Source organism: Allofrancisella inopinata, assembly GCF_012222965.1.
Classification (GTDB): domain Bacteria; phylum Pseudomonadota; class Gammaproteobacteria; order Francisellales; family Francisellaceae; genus Francisella; species Francisella inopinata.
Genome location: NZ_CP038241.1, coordinates 506,255 through 530,343 on the forward strand (window position 1 = coordinate 506,255; position 24,089 = coordinate 530,343).

The window sequence follows — 24,089 nt, forward strand, 5'->3', positions numbered from 1 at the left end:
AAAACATTCTCAAAATGCTCATTTACTACATGTAAACTGCGCTTTGCTTAAAAGTTATTGCTTATAAGTTGTTTACTCTTTATCAACTATAGCATATAGTAGGAATAAAGTGATTATATGGTTTTTATTTTTATGCAAAAGAGCATACTTGTCTTAGGTGCAGGAGCATGGGGCACAGCGTTGGCTTTGCAACTGGCGTATAAAGGACATAATGTTAGGATTAACTCATGGCGAGAGTCGCATAACCAACAAATGCTAAAAAATCATAATAACATTAAGTATTTACCGAATATTGAAAAATTCCCAAACAATCTAACAGCTATTTTTAATTGGCAGGAGAGTATAGTTGATTTTGATCAAATATTAATAGCTACGCCTAGTTCTGGATTTAAAAACATACTTGTTGAATTAAAAGAATATATATTACCTAAGCAAGGAATAATAAGTGCTACAAAGGGGTTTTGTCATAACAGTTATGCATTACTTGATGAAATAGCTAATGAAATACTACCAGGTACAAAATTTGCCTTGATTACAGGACCAAGTTTTGCCAAAGAAGTTGCTCAAAAGCTTCCTACAGCTGTGGTTGTAGCATCAAAAGATATTGAATATGCCAAAGAAGTTCAAAAGCTTTTTAGTAACGAAAATTTTAGATGCTATACCACAACAGACATTATAGGTGCTCAAATTGGTGGAGCAGTTAAGAATGTTTTAGCAATCGCTGCAGGGATAGCTGCGGGAATGAATTTTGGAGTAAATGCCCATGCTGCACTTATAACAAGGGGACTAGCTGAGATTAAAAAACTTGGACTTAAGTTAGGGGCTGATTCAGAAACCTTTATAGGTCTTAGTTGCTTAGGCGATTTGTTATTAACCTGTTCAGACAATCAGTCACGAAATCGTAGATTTGGTTTATATATTGGTCAAGGACACTCTATTGATGAGTCTTTAAAGATGGTTAATAACGTCGTAGAGGGCTATTTTACCGCTCAAGCAGTTTATAATTTAGCTAAAAAACATAATGTTGACATGCCATTAGTGTTTGCTACATATCGGGTATTGTATGAATCAGCTGAGCCAAAAAATATAGTTAAACAGCTTATGCAACGTGAGCTTAAAGATGAGAATCAACCACCAGCAACTTCTTTAGGAACATAGTCTTTGAGATTCGTTTCTTGCATTTTCACTTTAGTGTTAAAAGCGTAGTCGCCAACTTTTACTAATTTTGGTACAAAAACTGAATCTTCCCAAAGAGAACTATCTTTTATTGCATCAAAAGAGTTAAGGGTAGAGCAAATTATGGCAAATATAAAACTATAGCGAATAACAGCAATAAAAAAAGCAAATAACGTGTTTGATAAAGTTTCTTTTTCCTTATTATTTTTCATGAAAACTTTCATGACACCAAATATTATAAGATACGCACCAATAAGGACTAAAATAAAAGATACTACATAAGCAGTGCCAGGATCACTTACTATAGAATTGATATAACTTTGCTGTATTTTTTGAGCTAAAATACCTGCTAGTATTACAGCAAAAATCATAAGAATAAGTAGTACTATATTTTTAAATAGACCCTTTACAGCTGCAAATAAGCTTAATATCAAGCTCAAAATGATAATCAAAATATCTAAAAAGTTAAGACTCTCTAAAAGATTCATAGTAATTTATCCCGTAATTATATCTTTAAGCTGGTTAAGGTTAGTTATACCTGTTATTTCTACATTATCGTTTTTTACTAGTTTGGAAATATTAGCTTTAGGAACAATTATTTTTTTAAAACCATGTTTTTTAGCTTCATTTATCCTTTCAATGCCGTATGGTATGGGGCGTATTTCACCAGATAAACCTACTTCACCCATGATTAACATATCATGAGGTATCTCTAGTTCTTTTATGCTAGAGTAGATTATTGAGATAAGAGCTAAGTCTATACTTGTTTCTGTAATTTTTATACCACCAACTACATTTAAAAATACATCTTTATCATATAAATCAAGGTGCATATATCTTTGTACAATAGCTAAAATCATAGCTAATCTATTATTGTCAATTCCTACACAAAGTCTTTTGGGCGGTTGGTTTATATTTTTATCGACAACGAGTGATTGTAGTTCTACTAGTAGTGGTCTTGTGCCTTCCCACACAGAAACTATAACACTTCCAATCAAGTTCGTGCGACCGTTATTAAGAAAGATAGCTGATGGATTTTTAACTTCTTTCATACCTTTATCAGTCATTGCAAATACGCCAATCTCATTAACAGCACCAAACCTGTTTTTGAGAGTACGCATTAGGCGGTATCTACCATTGTCTTGGGATTCAATAAATACTACAGCATCCACTATATGTTCTAAAACTCTAGGTCCAGCAACATCTCCTGATTTGGTAACGTGACCGACTAAAAATACGGAAATATCATATTGTTTAGCAACTTGAGTTATATATGCTGTAGATTCACGGACTTGCGATACTCCCCCAACCATAGATTGTAACTCTGGATTATAGATTGTCTGGATAGAGTCTATAACTACAACTTCAGGCTTATTTTTAATAATATAATCCGCGATTGTTTCAATGTTTGTTTCACACATTACTAAAAGATTATCTTTAGGCAAATCAAGCCTTTCAGCACGTAGTGCTATTTGCTCTAGAGATTCCTCACCACTTACATACAAGACTTTCTTTTTTAAAGACAAAAAAGCCATTATTTGTAGTAATATCGATGACTTACCTATACCAGGATCACCACCTACTAGGGTTACAGATCCTTTTACAATACCTCCTCCAAGCACTCGGTCAAACTCTTGGATATACGTGGAAGTGCGGGTATGCTCTTTGCCTTTTATCTCAGCTAAAGAGATTGCTCTAGAAACACTGCCAGCAAACCCTATGCGCGATTTAGCTGGCTTTCTAGTGTCTGTTTGTATCTCTTCGACAAAAGTATTCCATTGATTGCAGCTATGACATTGACCTTGCCAGCGTGGCGAGGTTGCTCCGCATTCTTGACAAATAAAAGCTGTTTTATGTTTTGCCATGTGATTATTTTATTTTGTAACCTAATAAGTATTTTGAAATTACTCTATCTGTTTCTGGTGCGTTAGGACCTATAAATTGTACAATATAACGATATTTATTACTGTCATTTTTTTCTGCAGTACGAATGTTATGAGGAAATGCTGATATAATTCTAGCCTCACATCCTACTTGCTCTTTAAGCTCGGTTAACGTTACAGAAATCCTAACAATGTCATCAAGGTGTAAAATTTTTGATGTGTTGATTTCCATTCCCCCACCTTTAATTACTTTTATATATAAGTAGTATATATCTTCACGGTGATCGAAAACATACTCCAACTCTTGTTTAATATCGTCATCGCTATAGTCAATACCGAGCTTGCCCTCTACTATATCGACGGTTTCATCATCAATATCATCAGGAGTTTTTTTATCATCTGAATCTAACTCTTTGTCTGTATCATCATCAATATCTTCGATGAAAGAACCTTCAAGTTTGATACCTTCGTTGTCATTGATATCTATTTCTATGACATTAACACTTTCTTTATCAATATCATCAGAATTTGAATTGCTATCTTCTAGTACAGATGGAGTAAGCTCATTTCTAAAATCATCAGCACTTAAAAATTCATCAGTGGTGATATTTTTTTCTCTCTGCTGCTGTTGTCGAGCCTTGTCATCTAGCATCCCACCTCGTCTAGCAGATTTAGTAGAGTTATCTTTTTGTACTGTACTAGCTTTTTTTAAAAGATCTAATCGACTCATTTGATTCGCCTCTTTGCTCTGGAACATACTATTTTATAAGTAAAATATATGACACTTGAAACTAAAATAAGTATAAATATCGATAAGTATTTATTACTTGATACCCATTCTACAATATGTACATGGTCAACAAAGTTTAGGATTGCGTGACCGAAAAAAAAACCTAAAGTAATGTATATAAATGACCAAACAAAGCTACTTATAGCATCTAAGGTTACAAATTTTAACTTACTAACTTTGCTAAGACCAACTATAAATATAGTTATGGTTCTTAATCCATACAAAAATCTAATGCTAAGAATTGCCCAATGGTCATATTTATCTAAAAGTTTTAAAGATTGGTTAGCTCGTGCTTGCCATGATTGCTTTCTTTCAATAAATTTTTTGCCTGTAAGTTTTGAAAAAATAAAAATACCATTGTCATGTACTATAGCTCCCACAGTTGCTGCAACTATTACTAAAGGGTAGTTAAATAAAGAAGCTGCTGTGGCAATACCAACCATGACTAGAAATATTTCACCCTCTATTAAAACAGCTATAGCTACAGCAAAATAGCCCCAATCAATTAACAGTTGCCAAAAATCGTGTTCACTCATTAGGATTATTCTCTATAGGCATTTGTAAATAGTAACTCATCAACTAAAACTAAAGCTAACATTGCCTCAGCTATAGGTACACCACGGATACCAACACATGGATCATGTCTACCTTTAGTAATTACTATAGTATCTTGTCCATGTGTGTCAATACTTTTGCCAGGTTTTAATATACTTGAGGTTGGTTTAAAAGCTAGTTTAGCTATTACCTCTTGCCCAGTAGATATGCCTCCTAATATTCCGCCGGCATGATTAGATAAAAAGCCTTGCTCTTGGGAAATTTCGTCACGATGTTGACTTCCTTTTTGAGTTACGCATTCAAAACCATCTCCAATACTTACAGCTTTTACAGCATTTATACTCATCAGAGCGTGGGCAATATTAGCATCAAGTCTATCAAATACTGGTCTACCAAATCCAGCTTGCATGCCTGTTGCTATAACAGTTACCTCTGCACCCACTGAATCACCTTCTTTGCGTATTTGATGTATTAGCTCTTCACATTTTGTTTGAGCATCTATGTCTGCTATAAAAAAAGGATTCTGGTTAATAAAACTCTTATCTTTGAAGCTTATTTTTAAGTCACCTATTTGTGAACAAAAACCATAAATTTCAATACCATGCTGTTTAAGTATCTTCTTTGCTATTGCACCAGCAGCGACACGCATAGCAGTTTCTCGTGCAGAAGAACGACCGCCACCTCTATAGTCACGGATACCATATTTTTTAAAATAAGTATAATCAGCATGGCCAGGTCGAAATTTATCTTTTATTTCTCCATAATCTTTTGATTTTTGATCTTGATTGTTAATAACCAAGCCAATAGGGGTACCTGTTGTTTTACCTTCAAAAATACCAGAGATTATTTTTACTTCATCAGGCTCTTTACGTTGTGTAGTAAATTTAGATTGGCCTGGTTTGCGTCTGTCTAAGTCTAGTTGAATATCAGCTTCAGAGAGTTCTATATTAGCAGGACAACCATCAATGATTGCTAAAAGAGAATCGCCATGGCTTTCACCACAAGTTGTTACTGTGAAAATTTTACCGAACGTATTACCTGACATAGCTATAAATTATCAAAAAAGTATAGGAATTATTTAGTTATAATAACATAAAATAATAAATGTAATCTCGTTGATTTAATTATTTTTTGTAAATGAATGGGTTGAGTAAGGTTAGTCTAAGTTTAGTATTTAAGTGTTACATATACATTTTTTCTTGGAGTAGCTTGCTTAAGCTAGTAAAGAGCTATTTAAATAAGTATTATTAATATGCAAAATTAGGAAATGAGGGAACTATATGAAGAAAAGATATAAATTATTTGGTGTTAGTTTTGTAGTATTGTTGTCAAGTTGTAGCTTTTTTAACAATGATAAATCTTATGATTTGGAGCATGACGGTGAGCTAATTGTTCATCTAAAAAATACCCAAACTGGTAAAGATGTTGGTACAGTAACTATTTCTCCATATATTGCCGATAAAGAAATCCAAGGTATGATTTTTACGCCACATTTATATAATTTGCCACCTTCAAGTACACATGGGTTTCATATACATGTCAATCCAAGCTGCAGTAACAAAGGTATGGCAGCAGGTGGGCATTGGGACCCTGATAATACAGGTAAACACTTAGGTCCGTATAATGATAAAGGACATAAAGGCGATTTACCAAAATTAATTGTCAAAGCTGATGGTACAGCAACTAAACCAATAATCGCACCAAAGTTGAAATCTCTAGAAGAGTTAGAAGGACATAGTTTAATGATTCACGAAGGTTCAGATAACTATTCTGATGATCCTAAGCCTTTAGGCGGTGGCGAAGCTAGAATGTGGTGCGGCGTTATTACAGATTAAACTTGAATAGATAACGTTTTTGGTCAATAATTAATGTTTATTCTACAAAAGTTTATGAAATTGGGATTTTATGGCTTCTAATATTAATCAGATTGGAAAAATTTATCAGCGTCCTTGGGGTACGTATCAAACCCTTAATTTTACAGAAAAAAGCCAAACTAAAATAATAACAGTTAAACCCAAAGGACAACTGTCTTTGCAAAAGCATTTTAAGAGAGCAGAACACTGGGTTGTAGTTACTGGTAATCCAACTATTACAGTTGATGAAAGTGTATGTGAATATAAAGTTGGTGACCATATTTTTATACCTAAAGAGTCTATTCATAGGCTTGAAAATTTTACAGATAGTGATATTCAAATAATTGAGGTTCAAGTTGGTGATTATTTAGGAGAAGATGATATAGTCCGCTTAGAAGATATTTATAAGCGTGACTAAAATCGAAGGTTGACTATTAATATTTAACGTTTAAAAAGTGCTAGAGCAAGCTGGCGGTACGTTACTAGTCGTTAGACTTGAAGCATTAGAGTTATGTGAGCACGTCCAATTAAACATGCTACCGCTAACAATCCCAGCAAGTTTGATAGTGTCATTAGGATTTGTAAATGTGTCGGGGTTTGTTCTGCTTAAGTTAACCTCAATTGTGCCGCCAGATGAGCTACCATTAATTACTGAGACACCCTGGGGAGTTTCATAAGTTTGAGTAGAGATATCTATATTGTTATTTATATCATCCTCTATTTTTGCTTTTATTCCACCTATGCTATTTATAGCACTAGTAATTTGTGCTCGTTCTTTATAGTTGGCATATATTGGAATAGCTATTGATGCTAGGATGGCAATAATAGCAATCACCATCATTAGTTCAATGAGGGAAAAGCCTTTTTGTGTTGTTTTTTTCATATTGTATCCATAATTTAGTTAAAGCCAAAAATACAAGGCACAAAAATCTTGTAATTATATATTATAGGATAAAATATAATTTCATTTATAGTAAGAAGACGAAAGTTGTGACGCAATTTAGTCATCAGACTTAAAATATAGCATTTAGTTTTCGTATGAGAAAAGCCACTTGTGTAGCTTTTGATATAGGAGATTAGTTATTTGTACAGTTAGAAGGAACTTGAGATGAAGTCACACCATTTACGTTACAAGCCCAAGTAATTGCGCCAGATGCTGCAGTAGGTGTAAGTGTTATTGTAGCACCAGATACTTCTGTTGATGTTAATGAGATTACACCATCAGTTACAGAAGCTCCACTTGGCAAGTCTGATGCTGTTACACCAGTTACAGATCCATTGTTATTAGCGATACCTTCAGCAACTTGAGCTTTTGCGCCACCTAGTTTTGAGAGCTCAGAACCTATCTTAGCACGAGTAGTATAGTTTGAATACATAGGAACAGCTACTGCTGCTAGAATAGCGATAATAGCAATCACCACCATTAACTCAACAAGTGAGAAACCTTTTTGGGTTGTCTTTTTCATAATTTGTTTCCTTAGTTTTTTGTTAGCTATATGTTGTTAATTTTTCTTGAGAGTATAAGTCAAGGTTAAAACTATCAAGTACTAGCAATTATAAGGAGAATTTTTTGTACTTCAAGCGGTTTATGGGACTTTTTTATCAAAATATACACAAAGCGTGTGGATAGTCATAATTTTTCTCCGAATAAATGCCAATTATTATTTGAACTGATTAAAAAATGATTGAGAAAGCAGGAAATTTTGAGAAATAAAGGTTTAGGGCTTTGTAGATCTTAATTAATAATTCTATTGTTCATGTTGGGTAGTATTATGTTAACTTAAATAGGGATATATGAGAGTTTGCCTTGTTTATTAAATAACCCAATTCTGCAATAGACTTATTATAGGATCTAAACTTTGTAGGAGTCTATTGAATGAAATAAGTAATCTTATCTAATAAATTCAACCATTCTTATCTTAAATTTGTTATCATATGTCTATCTTTTACTTTATTGAAAGTATAGTTGATCAGTCATGACTTTAATCGACGGTAAAGCTCTATCGCAAAATCTAAAGATGCAACTTAAAGAGCAAATTCAAGAATACAAAAACAAAACCAATATCACGCCAAAACTTGTAGCTGTAATAGTGGGAGATGATCCGGCTAGCCAAGTTTATGTTAGCTCTAAATCTAAAACATGTGCTCAAGTGGGTATGGATTCAGATGTTATAAAACTACCAGAAAAAACCTCAGAAGAGGAGCTTTTGCAATTGGTTAAACAGCTTAATAATGATAAACAAGTACATGCTATACTGGTACAGTTACCATTACCAAAGCATATTGATAGCCAAAAAGTTATTAATTCTATAGCAGTAGAAAAAGATGTTGATGGTTTTCACCCAACAAATATAGGCAAACTACAAATAGGTGATAAAACTTGCTTACAACCATGTACCCCAAAGGGTATTATGACAATGCTTAAACAGTATAATGTTGATCTTATTGGAGCTAATGCTGTAGTAGTTGGTGCTAGCAATATCGTTGGTAAACCTATAGCACAAATGCTACTAAATGCTAAAGCAACAGTGACAATATGTAATAGTAAAACAAAAGATCTTAGATCGCATACTCAAAAAGCTGATATTTTAGTGGTAGCGATTGGGAAAGATAGGTTTATAACTGCAGATATGCTCAAACCAGGTGCAGTTGTGATTGATGTTGGTATCAATCGTGTAGATGGTAAACTATATGGGGATGTTGATTTTGAAGGTGTGAAAGATAAAGTTTCTGCTATAACTCCAGTACCAGGAGGTGTTGGTCCCATGACAATTACAGAGCTTTTATTTAATACGTTCCAATGTTGTAAAGAGCAGAGTGGGATATACGGCTTCTTAGGAGATTACCCACCTGCGTGGGAATGACAGTGTGAAGTAAGAAGCTAAATAAATGGTCATACCCACGGAGGTGGGTATCTTTGAAATATGGGTAATATGTAGGAGATTCCCGTCTACACGGGAATGACGGCATAAAATGGAATAGCAACAGAAACAGTAAAAGTTAAACTGAATAGTAAGAAATGAAAAAAGGTTATACGTATATACTTACAAATAAGAACAACGCAGTTTTGTATATAGGAGTAACTTCAGATCTTATAAAAAGAGTTTATGAACATAAACAAAAGTTTGTAGACGGCTTTAGTAAGAAATATAACCTTGATAAGCTTGTTTACTTTGAAACTTATGAAGATATAGAGGATGCTATAGTTAGAGAAAAGCAATTAAAGAAATGGAATAGAATTTGGAAAGAAAGGATTATTAATAGTGAAAATCCTAGCTGGACAGATCTATATGAAGGTCTTTTAACATAAAAATAATATTGGTCATACCCGCGAAGGCGGGTATCTATGGTCAATAAAAACCGTCATCTTCGTGCTTGACACGGAGATCTCTTAAATATCGGATAAAAGCCGAAAGATTCCCGTCTGCAAGGGAATGACGACTATTTGAGAGATTCCCACCTGCGTGGGAATGACGGTATAAGCGGTAATGATGGCTACTTTTATAAAACAATAATAAGGAAATAAACTAATGGCTGGCTTAAAATATAAAGACGCTGGTGTAAGTATTGAGGCAGGCAACCAAGCTGTAGATAGAATGAAAAAGCATGTCAAAAAAACTTTTACAAAAAATGTGCTCACAGATTTAGGTAGTTTTGGTTCTTTGTTTTCACTGAAAGATATTGTCAATAATTACAAAGACCCAGTATTAGTACAGTCTATAGACGGTGTTGGCACTAAAACAAAAGTTGCTGTAATGTGTAATAAATTTGAAAATCTTGGTTACGATCTTTTTTCAGCTGCAACCAATGATATTGTAGTAATGGGCGCTAAACCTATTACGTTTTTAGATTATGTCGCTCATGATAAGTTAGATCCAGCTATTATGGAAGAGCTTGTTAAAGGGATGTCAAAAGCATGTGCTGAATCTGGTGTATCTTTAGTAGGGGGTGAAACGGCTGAGATGCCAGGGGTTTACCAAGCTGGTGAAATAGATATGGTTGGAGTAATTACTGGCATTGTTGAAAAAGACAAAATTATCAATGGTGAAAATATCCAACAAGGTGATGTTATATTTGGTCTTAGCTCCTCTGGATTGCATACAAACGGCTACTCATTTGCACGTAAGCTTTTCTTTGATGTTGCTAATAACAAGCATACAGATACTTATCCTGAGTTTGCTGGTAAAACTATAGGTGATATCTTGCTAGAGCCACATATTAATTATACAAATATTATCCGTGACTTCTTAGATAATGGTGTGGATATTAAAGGTATGGCTCATATTACTGGTGGGGGATTTATTGAAAATATTCCGCGTGTGTTGCCAAAAGGTTTGGGTGCTAAAATTAGTAAAGATAGTTTTGAAGTTCCAGCAGTTTTCAAAGTTATGCAAAAAATTGGTAATATCAGTGATTTTGAAATGTATCGTTCATTTAATATGGGTATTGGTATGACTATAATCACAAGCCAAGATCAGTATCAAAAAATGTGTAAGCTAGCTTCTAAGCATACTAATACTAAACTGTATCAAATTGGTACTATTACAAACTCAGCTAAGGTGGAATTAGTCTAATGATTGATAAACAAATCATTATAAATAATATTAAAAATGTACTTAAATTAACTAATCTGGATATCAAGGATAAATACACTGGTAAAGTCAGAGATATGTATTTTATTGATGATAAAAGTATTCTGATATCAACTGATAGACAGTCTGCTTTTGACAGATCGTTAGGTTTTATTCCTTTTAAAGGGCAAATCCTAGCACAATCTTCAGTATGGTGGTTTAAAAAAACTGCTCATATAGTAAAAAATCATTTTATCACATCTCCTGATCCAAATGTGATTATAGCAAGAAAAGCTAAAGTTTTACCTATTGAATTTGTGGTAAGAGGCTATATCACGGGCTCAACATCAACATCATTGTGGACACATTATAAAAACGGTAGTAGAGACTATTGTGGGAATATTCTCCCTGAAGGCTTAAGTAAAAACCAAAAGCTTCCTCATAATATCCTAACTCCTACAACTAAAGAGCAAGATCATGATAGACCCATATCAGTTCAAGATATTGTTAAAGAAGGTTGGCTTACACAACAACAATGGGATTTTGCATCACAAAAGGCTTTAGAACTTTTTGAGTTTGGTCAAAAAATAGCTCAAGAACATGGTTTGATACTTGCAGATACTAAGTATGAGTTTGGTATAGACCAGCTTACAGGTGAGATTATTCTAATTGATGAAATTCATACTCCAGATAGCTCTAGATTTTGGTTAAAAGAAAGTTACCAAGAGAAATTTGAAAAAGGCTTAGAACCTGAAAATATCGATAAAGAATTTTTTAGATTATGGTTTGCAAAAAATTGTGATCCATATAATGATAAAGTTTTACCACAAGCTCCACAAGAGCTAGTTGTAGAGCTATCGCAAAAGTATATTACCCTTTTTGAGATGATTACAGGACAAACATTTGTTCCATCGTCACATAAAGAGGATATCAATAACCGTATAGAAAAAAACATTAAAAATTATCTAAATATGGAGAAAAATATGAATATTCTTCTAATAGGCTCTGGTAGTAGAGAACATGCTATTGCAAAAGCTGTTAAAAGAAGTTCGGTAGAAAATGAACTATTTTGTATAAGTAATACTACCAATCCAGGTATTGCTAAGCTATCTGTTGGTTATAAATTAGCAGATATATGTGATTGTAAAGCTGTTGTAGACTATGCAAAATCACAAAATATAAATCTTGCAATTATTGGTCCTGAGGCTCCCTTAGAGGTTGGGCTGGCAGATCAGCTCAAAGCAAATGGGATCAACGTTGTTGGACCTACTAAGGAGCATGCCCAGTTAGAAACATCTAAAGGCTTTACTCGTGAGCTTATAGAGGAGTATAAAATTGGAGCTAATCCATTTTTTAAAAAGTTTAACTCTATGGATGGCGTTGAAGAAACACTTAAAAAATATCAAAAGCAATTTGTAATAAAAGCAGATGGTTTATGTGGTGGTAAAGGTGTACTTGTATGGGGAGATCACCTTCATACAATGAAAGGAGCTATTAAGCATTGTCAATTATTAGTAGATGCAGGTAAAGAGTTTGTTATTGAAGAAAAGCTTCATGGTGAGGAATTTTCTTTAATATCTTTTACTGATGGTAAAAACTTTATACACATGCCAGTTGTCCAAGATCATAAACGCGCCTATGAAGGCGATAGAGGGCCGAATACAGGCGGCATGGGTACGTATTCAGACGTAAATCATAGTTTACCATTTTTGTCTGATATTGATATACAAAGAGCTAAGGAAATCAACGAAAAAGTTATTCACGCATTAGCTGATAAGTTTGGATCTCTTTATCAAGGGATTATTTATGGTGGCTTTATGGCAACAATTAATGACACTAAAGTCATAGAGTATAATGCTCGTTTTGGTGATCCAGAAGCTATGAATTTGCTGACCCTGCTAGAGGGTGATTTTGTAGAAATAGCTAAAGCAATAACTACTGGTAATCTGCAAGATGTTAAGGCAAGCTTTAAAAAACAGGCTACAGTATGCAAGTATTTAGTGCCTTTGGGGTATCCAAATCACTCGGTAAAAAACTTTGAAATCGATATATCTCAATGTCCTAGTGATGTGGAGTTGTTTTTTGGTGCGGTAGATGAAAGAGAGGGTAAACTTATCGGGACAGGTTCAAGAGCTATAGCTGTGTTAGGTCTAGGTGACAGTATCGCTGAAGCTGAACAAAAAGCAGAAAATGGTGTAAAAAAAATCTATGGTAAATTGTTTCATCGACGTGATATAGGTACAAAAGAGCTTATAAATAAGCGCATTAATCATATGAATATTTTACGCGGTAATAAATACAAAGAACTTAGCTAGTACGATGTCAAAGTTAAAACTTGTAATTTTAGGCTCCACGCGTGGTAGTAACATGCAAGCTATAATAGATACAATTGCTACTAAGCAAGTTGATGCTAATATAGAGCTTGTAATCTCAAATAAGAAAGAAGCATATATTTTACAAAGAGCAAAAGAACATAATATATCAAATAAATTTTTAAGTGCTAAAGGACTTGATCGTGGACAGTATGATCAGTTATTAATCCAAGAAATAAAGTCATATAATCCAGATTTGATACTGCTTATAGGCTTCATGCGAATATTAGGTAAAGATTTTATAGATTATTTTAGAGGTAAAATTCTAAACATCCATCCTTCTTTATTGCCAAAACATTCTGGTTTGATGGATTTAGCTGTACACCAGTCTGTAATTGATGCTAAAGAGATAAAATCTGGTTGTACTATTCATCAGGTTACAGAAGATGTTGATGGTGGTCAGGTAGTATTGCAACTAGGATGTGATGTTTTAGCTATAGATACGGCTGAAACTTTAAAAGAAAGAGTACAAAAGCTAGAAAGTAAAGCTTGGGTTGAGGTTATTAAAAATTGGAGAAAAAATAATAAAAATTTGTGATAGAGCTAACAACACACAGGTTAGCTCCTACGGATAAATATAAAAAAGTAACAATGAAATGTAGGGGTCGATCAGTGTATCGGCCCATTATAGTTAAAATGGATACCACGATCAAGTCGTGGTATGACAGATTTTGAGTTATACAAGGATTGGAGAAATAAAAAATGAGCATAGACATTGGTGTGATAATGGGTTCTAAGTCTGATTGGAGCACAATGAAAGAGTGTTGCGATATCCTTGATCAACTTGGTATTAGCTATGAATGTGAGGTAGTATCAGCACACCGTACACCAGATAAGATGTTTACATATGCTGAAACTGCTAAAAAGCGTGGCTTAAAAGTCATAATAGCTGGAGCAGGTGGAGCAGCACATTTACCAGGTATGGTAGCTGCAAAAACAGAGCTTCCTGTGTTAGGAGTACCTGTGAAATCTAGTACATTAAATGGTAAAGATAGTTTATTATCCATAGTGCAGATGCCTGCTGGTATTCCAGTAGCTACGTTTGCAATAGGTGTTGCAGGTAGTAAAAATGCTGCCCTTTTTGCAGCTAGTATATTGCAACATACAGATTCTAAAGTAGCCGAAGCTTTAGCTAAATTTAGAGTTGACCAAACTCAAAATGTTTTAGAAAATCCCAATCCTAGAGAGCAATAATTATGAAAATAGGTGTTATCGGTGCAGGGCAACTTGCAAGGATGTTAAGTATAGCTGGTACCCCATTAGGTTTTGAATTTCACTGTTTAGGTAAAGCTGGAGATTGTGCCCAAGAGGTTGTAAAAAGTATGACAGATATATCATTAGATAATATCAATGAAGTTGTAAACTGGGCAAAACAATTTGATGTAATTACGTTTGAGAATGAAAATATTTCTTATGAGCTTATTCAAGCAATTAACCATGAGGTAAAGGTTTATCCATCAGCTAAGTCTATAGCTATTTCTCAAGATAGGCTGCTTGAAAAGTCTTTTATGCAAGATTATAGTATTGCTACAGCTCAGTTTGCAAATATTGATAGTTTGGCAAAGTTGAAAAAAGCAGTTAAAGAGTTTGGCTTACCAGCTATAGTTAAAACTCGAAGATTTGGCTATGATGGTAAAGGTCAATTTGTGATAAAAACTCAACAAGACATAGTAAAAGCTTGGGAGACTTTAAAAGATGCTCCAGATGGTTTGATATATGAGGCATTTGTTGATTTTGATTATGAGGTTTCGCAAATTTGTACAGCTGATGTTAAGGGTAATATAGCTTTTTATCCCTTAGCTAAAAATACCCATAAACAAGGTATTTTAATTGAGTCTATAGCACCATTTGAAAATGAGATTCTTTCTCAAAAAGCACAGCAGATAGCGAAAATTCTAGTTAAAGAGTTGGAATACGTTGGTACCTTAGCAATAGAATTTTTTGTAAAAAGTGATGAGCTAATAGTTAATGAGATAGCACCACGAGTACATAATAGTGGTCATTGGAGTATAGATGGTGCAGTTACATCACAATTTGAAAACCATATAAGGGCTATTACAGGACTTATACTTGGTGCTACAGATAGTCAAAAAACTATAATGTTAAATTGTATCGGCAACATGCCTTCTACCACAGACTTAGCAGCTTTAGACTACATAAAAATTCATAGTTATAATAAAAGTCCAAGAAAAGGTCGAAAAGTTGGACACCTTAATTTAAACCTAAAAGATGAAACAAGTGAGTATCAGCTTTTGCAAGCTAGGAAGCTGATCGCTCTTTCTGAAGAGTTATAATAGAGTTTCTTAAAACAGCTAAAATAGTATCATTCTCGTACTTGTTGCGATAACTCTACCATTTCAAGTTTAGTTTTTCTAAAGACTACAATCTAAGAGATAACTTTATATATTGACTTAGTTTTTTATATTTAATATATTCACTATTTATTCATAATTTTGAATTATAAGTTTAATTGTTGATATTTTACTGTAAAATTTTATAATAAATTAATAAAGTTTATATTTTTTTAATCAATAGTATGAATTTTGAAACTTTCGTGCATGCGATGGATAATTTAAGCATTAATTCTAATTATGTCAAAATGGAGTGGTTTGGTTGATTGTTCTGAAAAATCGTTACTTTGGAAAATATAATGAGTTATTATGACAATTTAATAGAAAATATAAAAGATATTTCGGAACACTGTGGCTGGGGAGATTATTATACTGCTTTAGGATTGCCCAAAGGTTTATGTTTTGGTATGGCTGCCATGTGGGGTCAAGCGTATCTATCTGATGATGTCGCTACTTTTCATAAAAGATTACAACTACTTACAAGCTGGAGTTACGGACTTTTAAATTTAAGCAGTCATTTTGAGTATTTTTTTCATTTTTATAATTTCCCTATGACTCGCTTGATTGGCGGCGATTAACATTTTCCTTTTCAACGCATAGTGATTTTTATTTGAAGCAAGTTTTAGTTTTTCAAGTTCAATAAATGCACCTATAGATAAACCTATATGGTTAAGCTGAGTAGTAATTACAGATGTAGGTGATTTAGCAAGACTAGCGTTTTGTTTTATACTTCGATGATAAACTTCTATATTCCATCTTTTTTGATAGATATCTTCTATGTGGTTACTCTCTAGGTTTAGATCATTAGTAATTAAATAAATCTCACCTGTTGAATTGTCCCCGTTTTTGAAGACTTGGCGAGTAACCACAAGACTATATTTTATATCTTTTAAATAAATTTTCATAGCCTCATTTTCTAGCAATCCTAATTCATCTAACCTACAGTAGTTACCAGCAAGAGCATTAGCTTTACTCTTAGCAACTAAACGATTATTTGCTATACCTATTACATACGAGAGTTTATGTTTGTTAAAGAATTTCAAATTAGTTTTAGAAGCAAAATATCTATCAGCTACTATATAATCAAAACTAGAGAAATTCTTAATAATTTTCAATATCAGTTTTCTTGCCAGTTCATTAATTGTGTAGCGTGCTTTACGCTTTAAGCGCTCCATACCTGCTTTATCTTTTTCTACTACAAAGTTTTCCTTAGTTTGTACTTCAAAGCCTACAGGAATATTAGCATCTCCAACGTGGATTAAAGCACTAATAAGATTGATGCCTTTAACTGCTCTACCTACAGAATGATCATAAAACCAGTTTACTACCTCATTGACCATACTATCAGATTTAGGACTTATTGTATTGTCTATAGATAATATCTTTGGCTTATCTTTGTAGGCGTTTAAAATACTTTTACCTTTTAACCAGACATATTTACTTTCATAACTACCAACTTTTAACATCCGAGAAAAACTATCATGCTTTACTAGTTCATCTAACATACTTGAACACATTGTCGCACTTGCTTGGGAGTTTTGACATAATAAATATTCAGTATATAGATTGGCTAATTCACGTTGTTTCATTTTTAGAACATAACATAGTTGATGTAATTATAAATTAACACATAGAAAACTTTTTCGCTTTAACTTTTTCCCAAAAGTCCGTAACTCCAGTTACAAGCGATAGTATATCGATATCGTTTAATAACAATAATTATAATAAACTAACTGACCTTATCAATGCTGTATGTAATTATGAAAAGCGATCATTTAAATGCAACACTAGACAGGTTGATCGTTATAGTAACCTAGAAACGCGCGAAAAGAAAATATACGATAATGTTATATCAATACGAGCTTTCTTAGATGGATTACTTGCATATCACACACCTTACAATACATTCTTAAATAGCCTTGAAGGCAATAAAATAATATATCAAAATGTAGTAAAAACTTCACCGTTTGTTATAAACGAAAAATTAACTGCCGTTAGTCAAAAAAAATTTGATAATCAAAGACCTAATATTACTTATCAAAAGGTTTCCCCGTTTATAGAAGTATATAATTATCCTTTTATTGGCAAAAAAGAAAATTACTGTCGTTTCTTAAAACCATTATTTATTAGGCAACCTAATAAAAGCAAATTTAACTTTTGTGTTAGTGTAAATAGTTTAGATCATGCAATTACATTTAATTCTAATTTAGAGTTATATGATGCTAATATGTTAAATCTTGGTGACTTTAAGGCCAGCAGATGTGACGGTATTGAAAATTTAGTTACTAATATTTTTAAATCTTTTGATTTTAATATAGAACGAGATGGTCTTTTAGCTCTAAATATATTAGTTTATATAAGTCCCCAACATAGAGATTATTATATACCTGATTTAAAAAAAAGTCTTGATAATATTAAAATAGAAATAGGCAATAGGTTACATAGATATATAAATAGTTTTTTTAAATGGAAAAATCATAAAAAACGCGCAACCTATACTAGAAATAAACTAAGAGAAATAGATGTAGGCAAACTTTATACATTTATTAAAGAAGAAAACTATCTCTTACAAGGAGAAGGAAACTTAAGTAATCTAGAAGAAGCACATTACAAAAATAATAGGCGATCATCAGATAATAGTTTAAATAAGTCAAGATATAAGCAGATTATTGTCGAATCACTAAAAAATATTAGTGACACTTACGCTAATACTATAGCAGGTGATAAGGACTACTATAAAGTTGAATTACAAAAAGTCATTTCTAAAGGATATCACCAGAATACTAATTTACTATATATTGCATGTGAGAGAGGTCATAAGGAAATAGTTGAGTTACTACTACTAGCTAACGATGTTAATATAAATAAAGCTACAGATACTGGAGCAACTCCTTTATATATTACTTGTGCCAGAGGTTATAAAAAAATAGTTGGATTATTATTAGCTAAACATGATATTAATATAAATAAAGCTACAGATACTGGAGCAACCCCTTTATATGTTGCATGTGAGAAGGGTCATAAAGAAATAGTCGAATTATTGTTGGAGAATGGTGCTGCTATAAATCTTCCAAAAAATACTGGAGCAACCCCTTTATATGTTGCTTGTCAGGAGGGACGTACAGAAATAGTTGAGTTATTATTGAGACACAATTTATTAGCAAGAGATAGCAACTCTATTGCTAGTTATTTTGTAGCAGGGTGTAGCAAAGAATCAAACAACCAAGTTTTGGATTTATTAAAAAGACATTTTTGTAGGCATAATATTAATACTCTATGGATTACGCCGATAAAAAAACAGATAACTCCTTTACTGTATGGATGTCGTTTTATGGATAATAGAAGCATTAAATGGCTTTTAGATAATTATAAGGAATTGAATGATGTCACGATTTATAAACTCACCTTACGCATTTTAGTTATGAATTTCTAATTTCATATAACTCCTTAAGAGCAATAGCGTTAGATCTAACTAATAGCTTATATTTCAGAGCGAAGTGGTTTAGTGAAGTTTTTATCTTAAGCATTTCTAGTTTACAAAAAGCTACTAATGAGCAAAAAATATGATTTCTTTGAGTTTTCTCAACTTTAGTTGGTGAGGCTGATAAAGAAGTATTTTGCTTAATTGATTTATGATAAACCTCTATTTGCCATCTTTTTTGATAGTCATGGTATAACTGATTAGAATCTATTTCTAAATCATTTGTTACAAGATATAAAATTCCTTTTGTACCGTTCTCGTTTATGAAAATCTTTTTTGTTAAAAGCACAGGGAAATTCATATCTTTAAGCCATATCTTTAAAGATTCTCCATCAGCAATATCAAGTTCAGAGAGCTTAATAAAATCCTTACTCTTTCTAGCATAATCACTCAAGGCAACAACTCTATTTGACTTCATACCAAGTATAAATTTCTTCGATAATCTATGATGTATGAAATTCATATTATCTTTAGAGCAAAACCAGCTATCTGCCAAAATATATTTAAACTTAACATGATTAATAACTGCTCGATTTATCATGTTTTGAAACATTTGGTTTTTAGTAACTTTAGATCTTCTTTTATACCGCTTATCTTTTTCATCATAATATCGCTCATCCTTTTTCACTATCTCATAGTCTATAGGAATAGATAAGTTTGATGTACTAAGCATACATGAGACTATATTAATACCCTTTACATGAACACTTTTAGCATGAGAGTGATGCCAACAGACTATATCATTTTCATCTGTGCTTGGCTTTTCACTAATTGTATCATCCAAACAAAGAACATCGTATTCGCTGTTATGTTTTCTAACTAAAGGCTTTATATATTTCCAAAATTCTAAGCTTGTTAAATCTGACTTGTTTAAAAACCTTGTTATTTTGTCATGTGATACTTCTTGATCTAATATATCTGATAATTTTGTGGCTGTAGCATACTTAGTTTGGCTTATAAGATAGTCTGTGTATATATCTAGTAAATCCTTGTCCATTTCTTAAAAAACAGAATTTTTTCCTATGTCCAGTATTCTAAATATCTTTTTAAAACTTACAATCTTTTACGTAAGGTGAGTTATAAAGATAAAAGCGCCTTAAGGTGGTATCAAACTCATAAAGGTAAAGTAGGCTATGATGAGTATATAGAGAAAAGATTAAGGTTATTACCACGCGATAACGTTCTGACCTCAATATTACAAGAAAAGCCGTTAAATAAACGATCAAAAAGTGTTTTTTGACAGATACAGAAATCCTTGTTTATACTTTATCCCAAAATTTTTTAAAGAGATAAATGGAAGTGTACATACCTAAAGCTAAACCAAATATTACATCACTAGGATAGTGTTTTAAAACTATTATTCTTGTTGAAGCTATAAAGATCGCTAAAATTAACCATAGATATCTATGCTTTGGAAATATAAGCATTAAGCAAGCAAACAAACTTCCTATAGTTGTAGAGTGTCCAGAAGGCATGCTTGAAAAACTAGCTTCAAAAAAGTTAAAATGATGAAAATATGCTGCTCCATGCTCGCTAAAAAGTATAGGTCTAGCTCTACCAATGATGCATTTTAAAATTTGAACCAAAATCCCACTTAAAATGACACTTGAAAGTATAAATATACTAGGAGATAAGAGTTTATAAATGTTGTGAGAGGTTATCGCTTCTTTTTTTCTGATTTTACAAACTGTTAAAGTAATGATTATTAGTAAGGTTGAAATTATTATCCAGCTTGAGTCTCCTAAAAAAGTTATAACCTTAAAAATTGATCTAATATGTTCTGGGATAAGTAGAACGAGATTTTCAGCCCTTACATCTATAAAGTAATAGAAAAAAATCACCATTATAGCCACAGGTAAGATTGAGTATTTAAGTTGTAAGTATTTTAGAAGTTTATATTCTTTTAAGAATTGTGGTTTTTCCATTGTTGTTTTGCCTTATTGTTACCTAGTATTATATATGGATGAAGATTTTTTATTACGCTAATATTTTTTGATTTATAATCGATATCTAAACCATCTCTTGTTATTAGATAGTATGGATATTTGTTAGATACTTTAGCATCCAGTTCATTTAAATCGTTAATGATCGTATAGTTTTCTATACCTTGCGCTTTATTTGCTTTTGCGTATTCTGTTGCAAAAGCATAATCATTAATTTTATTAGTGTTAAGATAGTAGTGTAGAGATGGCTTAATAATTGCTAATTCACTAACTACTGAATTTTTAGGTAGTTTGCTTTTTAACTCTGTAGCCATATTTATTGCTGGCGTTTGTAACCATGAGATAGAAATACAAAATATCAGTATAGCTAATAAGCTATATAAAAAACCACCGACGATAGTAGTTAATATCATGTAGTTAATATTTTTTTTACGATAAAAATGCCTAAATAAGAAAATCACTAAAACACTTACAATACCAACTAAAAACAACACCCATAGATGGTTAGGTAAAGTTGCAGGTAGCGCATATTCAGTTGGGTTAATATCTTGACTAACTGCGTTATTAATACTGTCCCAGCCAAGATAGATAACAAAAGGCCCTACAAAACTAACTATAATGATAAGTAAAGAACTTAGATAAAATATTGTCCAAAAAACTTTTTTATACGGTATACAAAAGTTATTGCTAGCTTTCACATTTAGCCAAAAATAACCTACTAATATGCCTAAAAAGGGGTAAATTGGTAGTATATAATAAGGCAATTTAGTAGCAGATAAGCTAAATATTATTATAGTAATAATACTAAATATAGCCGATAATAAAGCTAGTTTATCCCAGATTGATTTCCTAGATTTTAAACCTTTATTTAATGCTAATAAAAATCCAGATACTGCTGGAGTTACAAATGGTATTGTAGTTAATAAGATCGTAGCTATATAAAAAAATGCTCCACCTAAATTTGCAAATATCGCTGTGCCACCAACCAAGCTTTTTGAGCTTCTATTAAATATTTGCTGGATAAAAAAATCATTCCAAAATTTATACCCGAGTTTCCAAAAAACTATAAAATACCAAAAATTAACGGCACTAAATATTAATATTCCGATAGGTATGTTTGCTCTAAAAAAAACACGCCAAAAGCTACGTTGAATTAATAAATATATAAACATAGCTGGCAAGATTATAGCTATACCTACTGGACCTTTAGCCAAAAAACTCAAGCCTAAAAAAAACCATGAAAAATAATACCATTTTCTATCGCAAGACTTATCCTTTTCCGTAGCTATAAAAAAACACAATAAAGTCAAAGTTGTAAAAAGAACTAAAGGAACGTCTATCATAGTAGTTCTAGATATAACTATTAGCAAAGGCATAAATGCTATAGAGGCACAAATTATAAGGCTAAGAGTTTTATCTTTTATAATTTTTCTAAGCAAAAAATTCATAGATAGAATTAATAATACTCCACAACAAGCAGCAGGAAGTCTAAAAGCAAATATACTCTTACCAAGTAATAATGTTGAAGTTTGTATTAGCCAATATAGCAAAATAGGTTTTTCAAGCCAATACTCACTATTATAAGTAGGTAATAGGTAGTTGTGGTTATTAAGCATATTTATTACAACAGAAACATAATAACCTTCATCACGGTCAAATAAAGGAGTAGCTCCAATAAATAATAAATACATTAAAGCTACTGATATTATAAAAACTAAAAATATGTTTTTTTTCAAAAAATTATACATTGCAAGCGTAGCTAATAATTATTAATGGCCTGGAGCGTATTCTATACCAAAAATTTAGCTTTGTCTAAAGTGAGGTTTGTTTTTTATCTTCGAATAAAAATTTATGCATTTCTTGCTGTAAGAATTCTTTAGCTTTGGGTTCTATCAAGTTAAGACGATATTCATTAATTAAAATTGTCTGGTGAGCAAGCCAATCTTGCCAAGCTTTATTCGAAATTTCAGCTTGAATTTTTTCTCCTAACTCTCCTGGTAAAGGTTTGTAAGGGATAGCATCAAGTTCTTGGTTATATTTTTTACAAAATACTTTAGTCATCTTTTCCTCTATATACATCTTTTAGGTTTGGGTAATCCTGCTAATTTTGCAGCTTGAACGGCGGGGGAGATTGGAAATAATATCTGTAAATATAAGCTGCTACCTAATTTATCACCATATTCTTTCTTTAATGCTCCAACAAGCTCTCTTATTGCTGGGGATTTTTCATGTTTTTTATAAAAACTTCTAAGAAAATTGATAATTACCATATGCTCATCAGTCAACACTATATTTTCTTTAGCTGCTATTATCTGACAAAAAGTTATATCCCAATTGTTAGAGTCTAACAAAAAGCCTTCGCTGTCTGTGTTGTAGTTATCCACAAATATGGTAAAATTCTATATTAGTTTTTAGTATTCACAATTATAGCAAACAATAAGTAGAGTTTTAATTGTTTTAATCTCATAAAGGCAAGTTCAATGAAAGTAACGTTATATACAGCTAAATACTGTCCATATTCATTAAGAGCAAGGATTGCTCTAGCAGAAAAGAAGATGAACGTGGAAGTAATAGAATCAGGAGATTTATCATCAGAGATGTTAAAAAAAATCTCACCAGATGGCATATTTCCAGTTTTGAAAGAAAAGGATTATAGTATAAATAATAGAAAGGCTCTGTTAATTTATATTGATGAGAGGTTTCCAGCACCAGGATTATTACCAAGTTTGGTAAATGAAAGGATTAGAATTCGTTTGTCTCTAGATAAAATAGATAATGAGTGGTACCCAGTTTTAGAGGAAATCAAAAAAAACCGTAATAATAAAAATAAACTCGATTCTTTATTTAAAAATTTAAAAGAAAGCTTTTTAACGGTAGAAAAAGTTTTTACGGAGACAGATTTTTTCATCTGCTCAAATTTTACGTTAGCTGATTGCTATATAGCAGCATACTTAATTTCTCTTGAAGCAGAAGGTTTTATTATAGATGAAAGTTTTGGTGCGATTTATAAGTACAAAAAGCAGATTTTTGCACGTGATTCTGTCAAAAAAGCAAATTTAAAAGGAAATGCTAATGATTCATTATTAAAAACCTTACGAGCTCATAGGTAGGTAA

Annotated in this window: 26 protein-coding genes; 13 read left to right on the forward strand and 13 right to left on the reverse strand. The window is 32.2% G+C overall.

Translation table 11 applies throughout. The features are described from left to right. Nucleotides 1-132: 132 nt before the first annotated feature. Nucleotides 133-1,158, forward strand: a complete 1,026-nt coding sequence (locus E4K63_RS02360; RefSeq protein ID WP_133942403.1) for an NAD(P)H-dependent glycerol-3-phosphate dehydrogenase — start codon at nt 133-135, stop codon at nt 1,156-1,158. Here the strand turns inward: E4K63_RS02360 and E4K63_RS02365 are convergent. Genes E4K63_RS02365 through aroC form a run of 5 tightly spaced genes read right to left on the reverse strand, consistent with a single transcriptional unit; the run spans nt 1,128 to nt 5,449 of the window. After that, nucleotides 1,128-1,664: a CvpA family protein gene (locus E4K63_RS02365; RefSeq protein WP_133942404.1), complete on the reverse strand. Its 537-nt coding sequence runs from the start codon at nt 1,662-1,664 to the stop codon at nt 1,128-1,130. The two genes, E4K63_RS02360 and E4K63_RS02365, sit on opposite strands and share 31 nt — an antisense overlap. Nucleotides 1,665-1,670: 6 nt before the next feature. Beyond that, nucleotides 1,671-3,041: a DNA repair protein RadA gene (radA, locus tag E4K63_RS02370; RefSeq protein WP_133942405.1), complete on the reverse strand. Its 1,371-nt coding sequence runs from the start codon at nt 3,039-3,041 to the stop codon at nt 1,671-1,673. A gap of 4 nt (nt 3,042-3,045) precedes the next feature. Next, on the reverse strand, nt 3,046-3,789 hold the full coding sequence (locus E4K63_RS02375; protein ID WP_133942406.1) for a PilZ domain-containing protein: 744 nt from the start codon (nt 3,787-3,789) through the stop codon (nt 3,046-3,048). Next, nucleotides 3,786-4,385, reverse strand: a complete 600-nt coding sequence (locus E4K63_RS02380; protein WP_133942407.1) for a DedA family protein — start codon at nt 4,383-4,385, stop codon at nt 3,786-3,788. The genes E4K63_RS02375 and E4K63_RS02380 overlap by 4 nt, the downstream gene beginning before the upstream one ends. Before the next feature lie 5 nt (nt 4,386-4,390). Next, nucleotides 4,391-5,449 (reverse strand): chorismate synthase, encoded by a 1,059-nt coding sequence (gene aroC, locus E4K63_RS02385; protein WP_133942408.1) that lies wholly within the window; start codon nt 5,447-5,449, stop codon nt 4,391-4,393. A 235-nt stretch (nt 5,450-5,684) separates the two neighbouring features. Here aroC and E4K63_RS02390 point away from each other — a divergent pair, with 235 nt between their 5' ends. After that, entirely contained in the window at nt 5,685-6,239 is a 555-nt protein-coding gene (locus tag E4K63_RS02390) for a superoxide dismutase family protein (protein WP_133942409.1), read from the forward strand. A gap of 70 nt (nt 6,240-6,309) precedes the next feature. After that, a complete protein-coding gene (locus E4K63_RS02395) occupies nt 6,310-6,675 on the forward strand; it encodes a phosphomannose isomerase type II C-terminal cupin domain (RefSeq protein WP_133942410.1) in 366 nt (121 codons plus the stop codon). A 30-nt stretch (nt 6,676-6,705) separates the two neighbouring features. Here the strand turns inward: E4K63_RS02395 and E4K63_RS02400 are convergent, their stop codons facing one another. Both E4K63_RS02400 and E4K63_RS02405 read right to left on the reverse strand, forming a co-directional pair. Beyond that, a complete protein-coding gene (locus tag E4K63_RS02400; protein ID WP_133942411.1) occupies nt 6,706-7,140 on the reverse strand; it encodes a prepilin-type N-terminal cleavage/methylation domain-containing protein in 435 nt (144 codons plus the stop codon). A gap of 193 nt (nt 7,141-7,333) precedes the next feature. Further along, nucleotides 7,334-7,723 carry a pilin gene (locus E4K63_RS02405; protein ID WP_133942412.1) on the reverse strand — a complete coding sequence of 130 codons (390 nt, stop codon included), beginning with the start codon at nt 7,721-7,723 and terminating at the stop codon, nt 7,334-7,336. Between the two features lie 510 nt (nt 7,724-8,233). On the opposite strand from E4K63_RS02405, the gene folD reads away from it, so the two are divergent. From folD to E4K63_RS02445, 8 genes are all read left to right on the forward strand, one after another. After that, nucleotides 8,234-9,121: a bifunctional methylenetetrahydrofolate dehydrogenase/methenyltetrahydrofolate cyclohydrolase FolD gene (folD, locus tag E4K63_RS02410; RefSeq protein ID WP_133942413.1), complete on the forward strand. Its 888-nt coding sequence runs from the start codon at nt 8,234-8,236 to the stop codon at nt 9,119-9,121. Nucleotides 9,122-9,276: 155 nt separating this feature from the next. Continuing rightward, complete coding sequence (locus tag E4K63_RS02415; RefSeq protein WP_133942414.1) at nt 9,277-9,567, forward strand: GIY-YIG nuclease family protein; 291 nt, start codon at nt 9,277-9,279, stop codon at nt 9,565-9,567. A 220-nt stretch (nt 9,568-9,787) separates the two neighbouring features. Next, nucleotides 9,788-10,831 (forward strand): phosphoribosylformylglycinamidine cyclo-ligase, encoded by a 1,044-nt coding sequence (gene purM / locus E4K63_RS02420; RefSeq protein WP_133942415.1) that lies wholly within the window; start codon nt 9,788-9,790, stop codon nt 10,829-10,831. Continuing rightward, on the forward strand, nt 10,831-13,143 hold the full coding sequence (locus E4K63_RS02425; protein ID WP_133942416.1) for a phosphoribosylaminoimidazolesuccinocarboxamide synthase: 2,313 nt from the start codon (nt 10,831-10,833) through the stop codon (nt 13,141-13,143). Before purM ends, E4K63_RS02425 begins: the two co-directional genes overlap by 1 nt. 4 nt (nt 13,144-13,147) lie before the next feature. Continuing rightward, nucleotides 13,148-13,738, forward strand: a complete 591-nt coding sequence (gene purN / locus E4K63_RS02430; RefSeq protein WP_133942417.1) for a phosphoribosylglycinamide formyltransferase — start codon at nt 13,148-13,150, stop codon at nt 13,736-13,738. A gap of 164 nt (nt 13,739-13,902) precedes the next feature. Further along, the gene (purE, locus tag E4K63_RS02435) at nt 13,903-14,394 is read left to right on the forward strand and encodes a 5-(carboxyamino)imidazole ribonucleotide mutase (protein WP_133942418.1); all 492 of its coding nucleotides are present in this window, start codon (nt 13,903-13,905) and stop codon (nt 14,392-14,394) included. Nucleotides 14,395-14,396: 2 nt separating this feature from the next. Next, on the forward strand, nt 14,397-15,494 hold the full coding sequence (locus tag E4K63_RS02440) for a 5-(carboxyamino)imidazole ribonucleotide synthase (RefSeq protein WP_133942419.1): 1,098 nt from the start codon (nt 14,397-14,399) through the stop codon (nt 15,492-15,494). A gap of 356 nt (nt 15,495-15,850) precedes the next feature. Continuing rightward, the gene (locus E4K63_RS02445) at nt 15,851-16,129 is read left to right on the forward strand and encodes a hypothetical protein (protein WP_133942420.1); all 279 of its coding nucleotides are present in this window, start codon (nt 15,851-15,853) and stop codon (nt 16,127-16,129) included. Here the strand turns inward: E4K63_RS02445 and E4K63_RS02450 are convergent. Further along, nucleotides 16,058-17,140 (reverse strand): IS701 family transposase, encoded by a 1,083-nt coding sequence (locus E4K63_RS02450; RefSeq protein ID WP_179965672.1) that lies wholly within the window; start codon nt 17,138-17,140, stop codon nt 16,058-16,060. The two genes, E4K63_RS02445 and E4K63_RS02450, sit on opposite strands and share 72 nt — an antisense overlap. Nucleotides 17,141-17,778: 638 nt before the next feature. On the opposite strand from E4K63_RS02450, the gene E4K63_RS02455 reads away from it, so the two are divergent. After that, complete coding sequence (locus E4K63_RS02455) at nt 17,779-18,984, forward strand: ankyrin repeat domain-containing protein (protein ID WP_133942566.1); 1,206 nt, start codon at nt 17,779-17,781, stop codon at nt 18,982-18,984. On the opposite strand, the gene E4K63_RS02460 is transcribed toward E4K63_RS02455, so the two are convergent. The 5 genes from E4K63_RS02460 to E4K63_RS02480 all read right to left on the reverse strand — a co-directional run bounded on the left by E4K63_RS02460 (nt 18,971) and on the right by E4K63_RS02480 (nt 23,359). Beyond that, the gene (locus tag E4K63_RS02460) at nt 18,971-20,029 is read right to left on the reverse strand and encodes an IS701 family transposase (protein WP_179965674.1); all 1,059 of its coding nucleotides are present in this window, start codon (nt 20,027-20,029) and stop codon (nt 18,971-18,973) included. The two genes, E4K63_RS02455 and E4K63_RS02460, sit on opposite strands and share 14 nt — an antisense overlap. 262 nt (nt 20,030-20,291) lie before the next feature. Then, nucleotides 20,292-20,957: a phosphatase PAP2 family protein gene (locus E4K63_RS02465; protein ID WP_133941409.1), complete on the reverse strand. Its 666-nt coding sequence runs from the start codon at nt 20,955-20,957 to the stop codon at nt 20,292-20,294. Beyond that, nucleotides 20,936-22,666 carry an ArnT family glycosyltransferase gene (locus E4K63_RS02470; protein ID WP_166666890.1) on the reverse strand — a complete coding sequence of 577 codons (1,731 nt, stop codon included), beginning with the start codon at nt 22,664-22,666 and terminating at the stop codon, nt 20,936-20,938. Before E4K63_RS02470 ends, E4K63_RS02465 begins: the two co-directional genes overlap by 22 nt. Before the next feature lie 121 nt (nt 22,667-22,787). Continuing rightward, nucleotides 22,788-23,036: an oxidative damage protection protein gene (locus tag E4K63_RS02475; RefSeq protein WP_166666889.1), complete on the reverse strand. Its 249-nt coding sequence runs from the start codon at nt 23,034-23,036 to the stop codon at nt 22,788-22,790. 8 nt (nt 23,037-23,044) lie between these two features. Continuing rightward, nucleotides 23,045-23,359, reverse strand: coding sequence for a TusE/DsrC/DsvC family sulfur relay protein (locus E4K63_RS02480; RefSeq protein ID WP_133941403.1), 315 nt, complete (start codon nt 23,357-23,359; stop codon nt 23,045-23,047). A gap of 96 nt (nt 23,360-23,455) precedes the next feature. Between E4K63_RS02480 and sspA the strand changes: the two genes are divergently transcribed. Continuing rightward, on the forward strand, nt 23,456-24,085 hold the full coding sequence (gene sspA, locus E4K63_RS02485) for a transcriptional regulator SspA (protein WP_133941401.1): 630 nt from the start codon (nt 23,456-23,458) through the stop codon (nt 24,083-24,085). Nucleotides 24,086-24,089 lie beyond the last annotated feature (4 nt).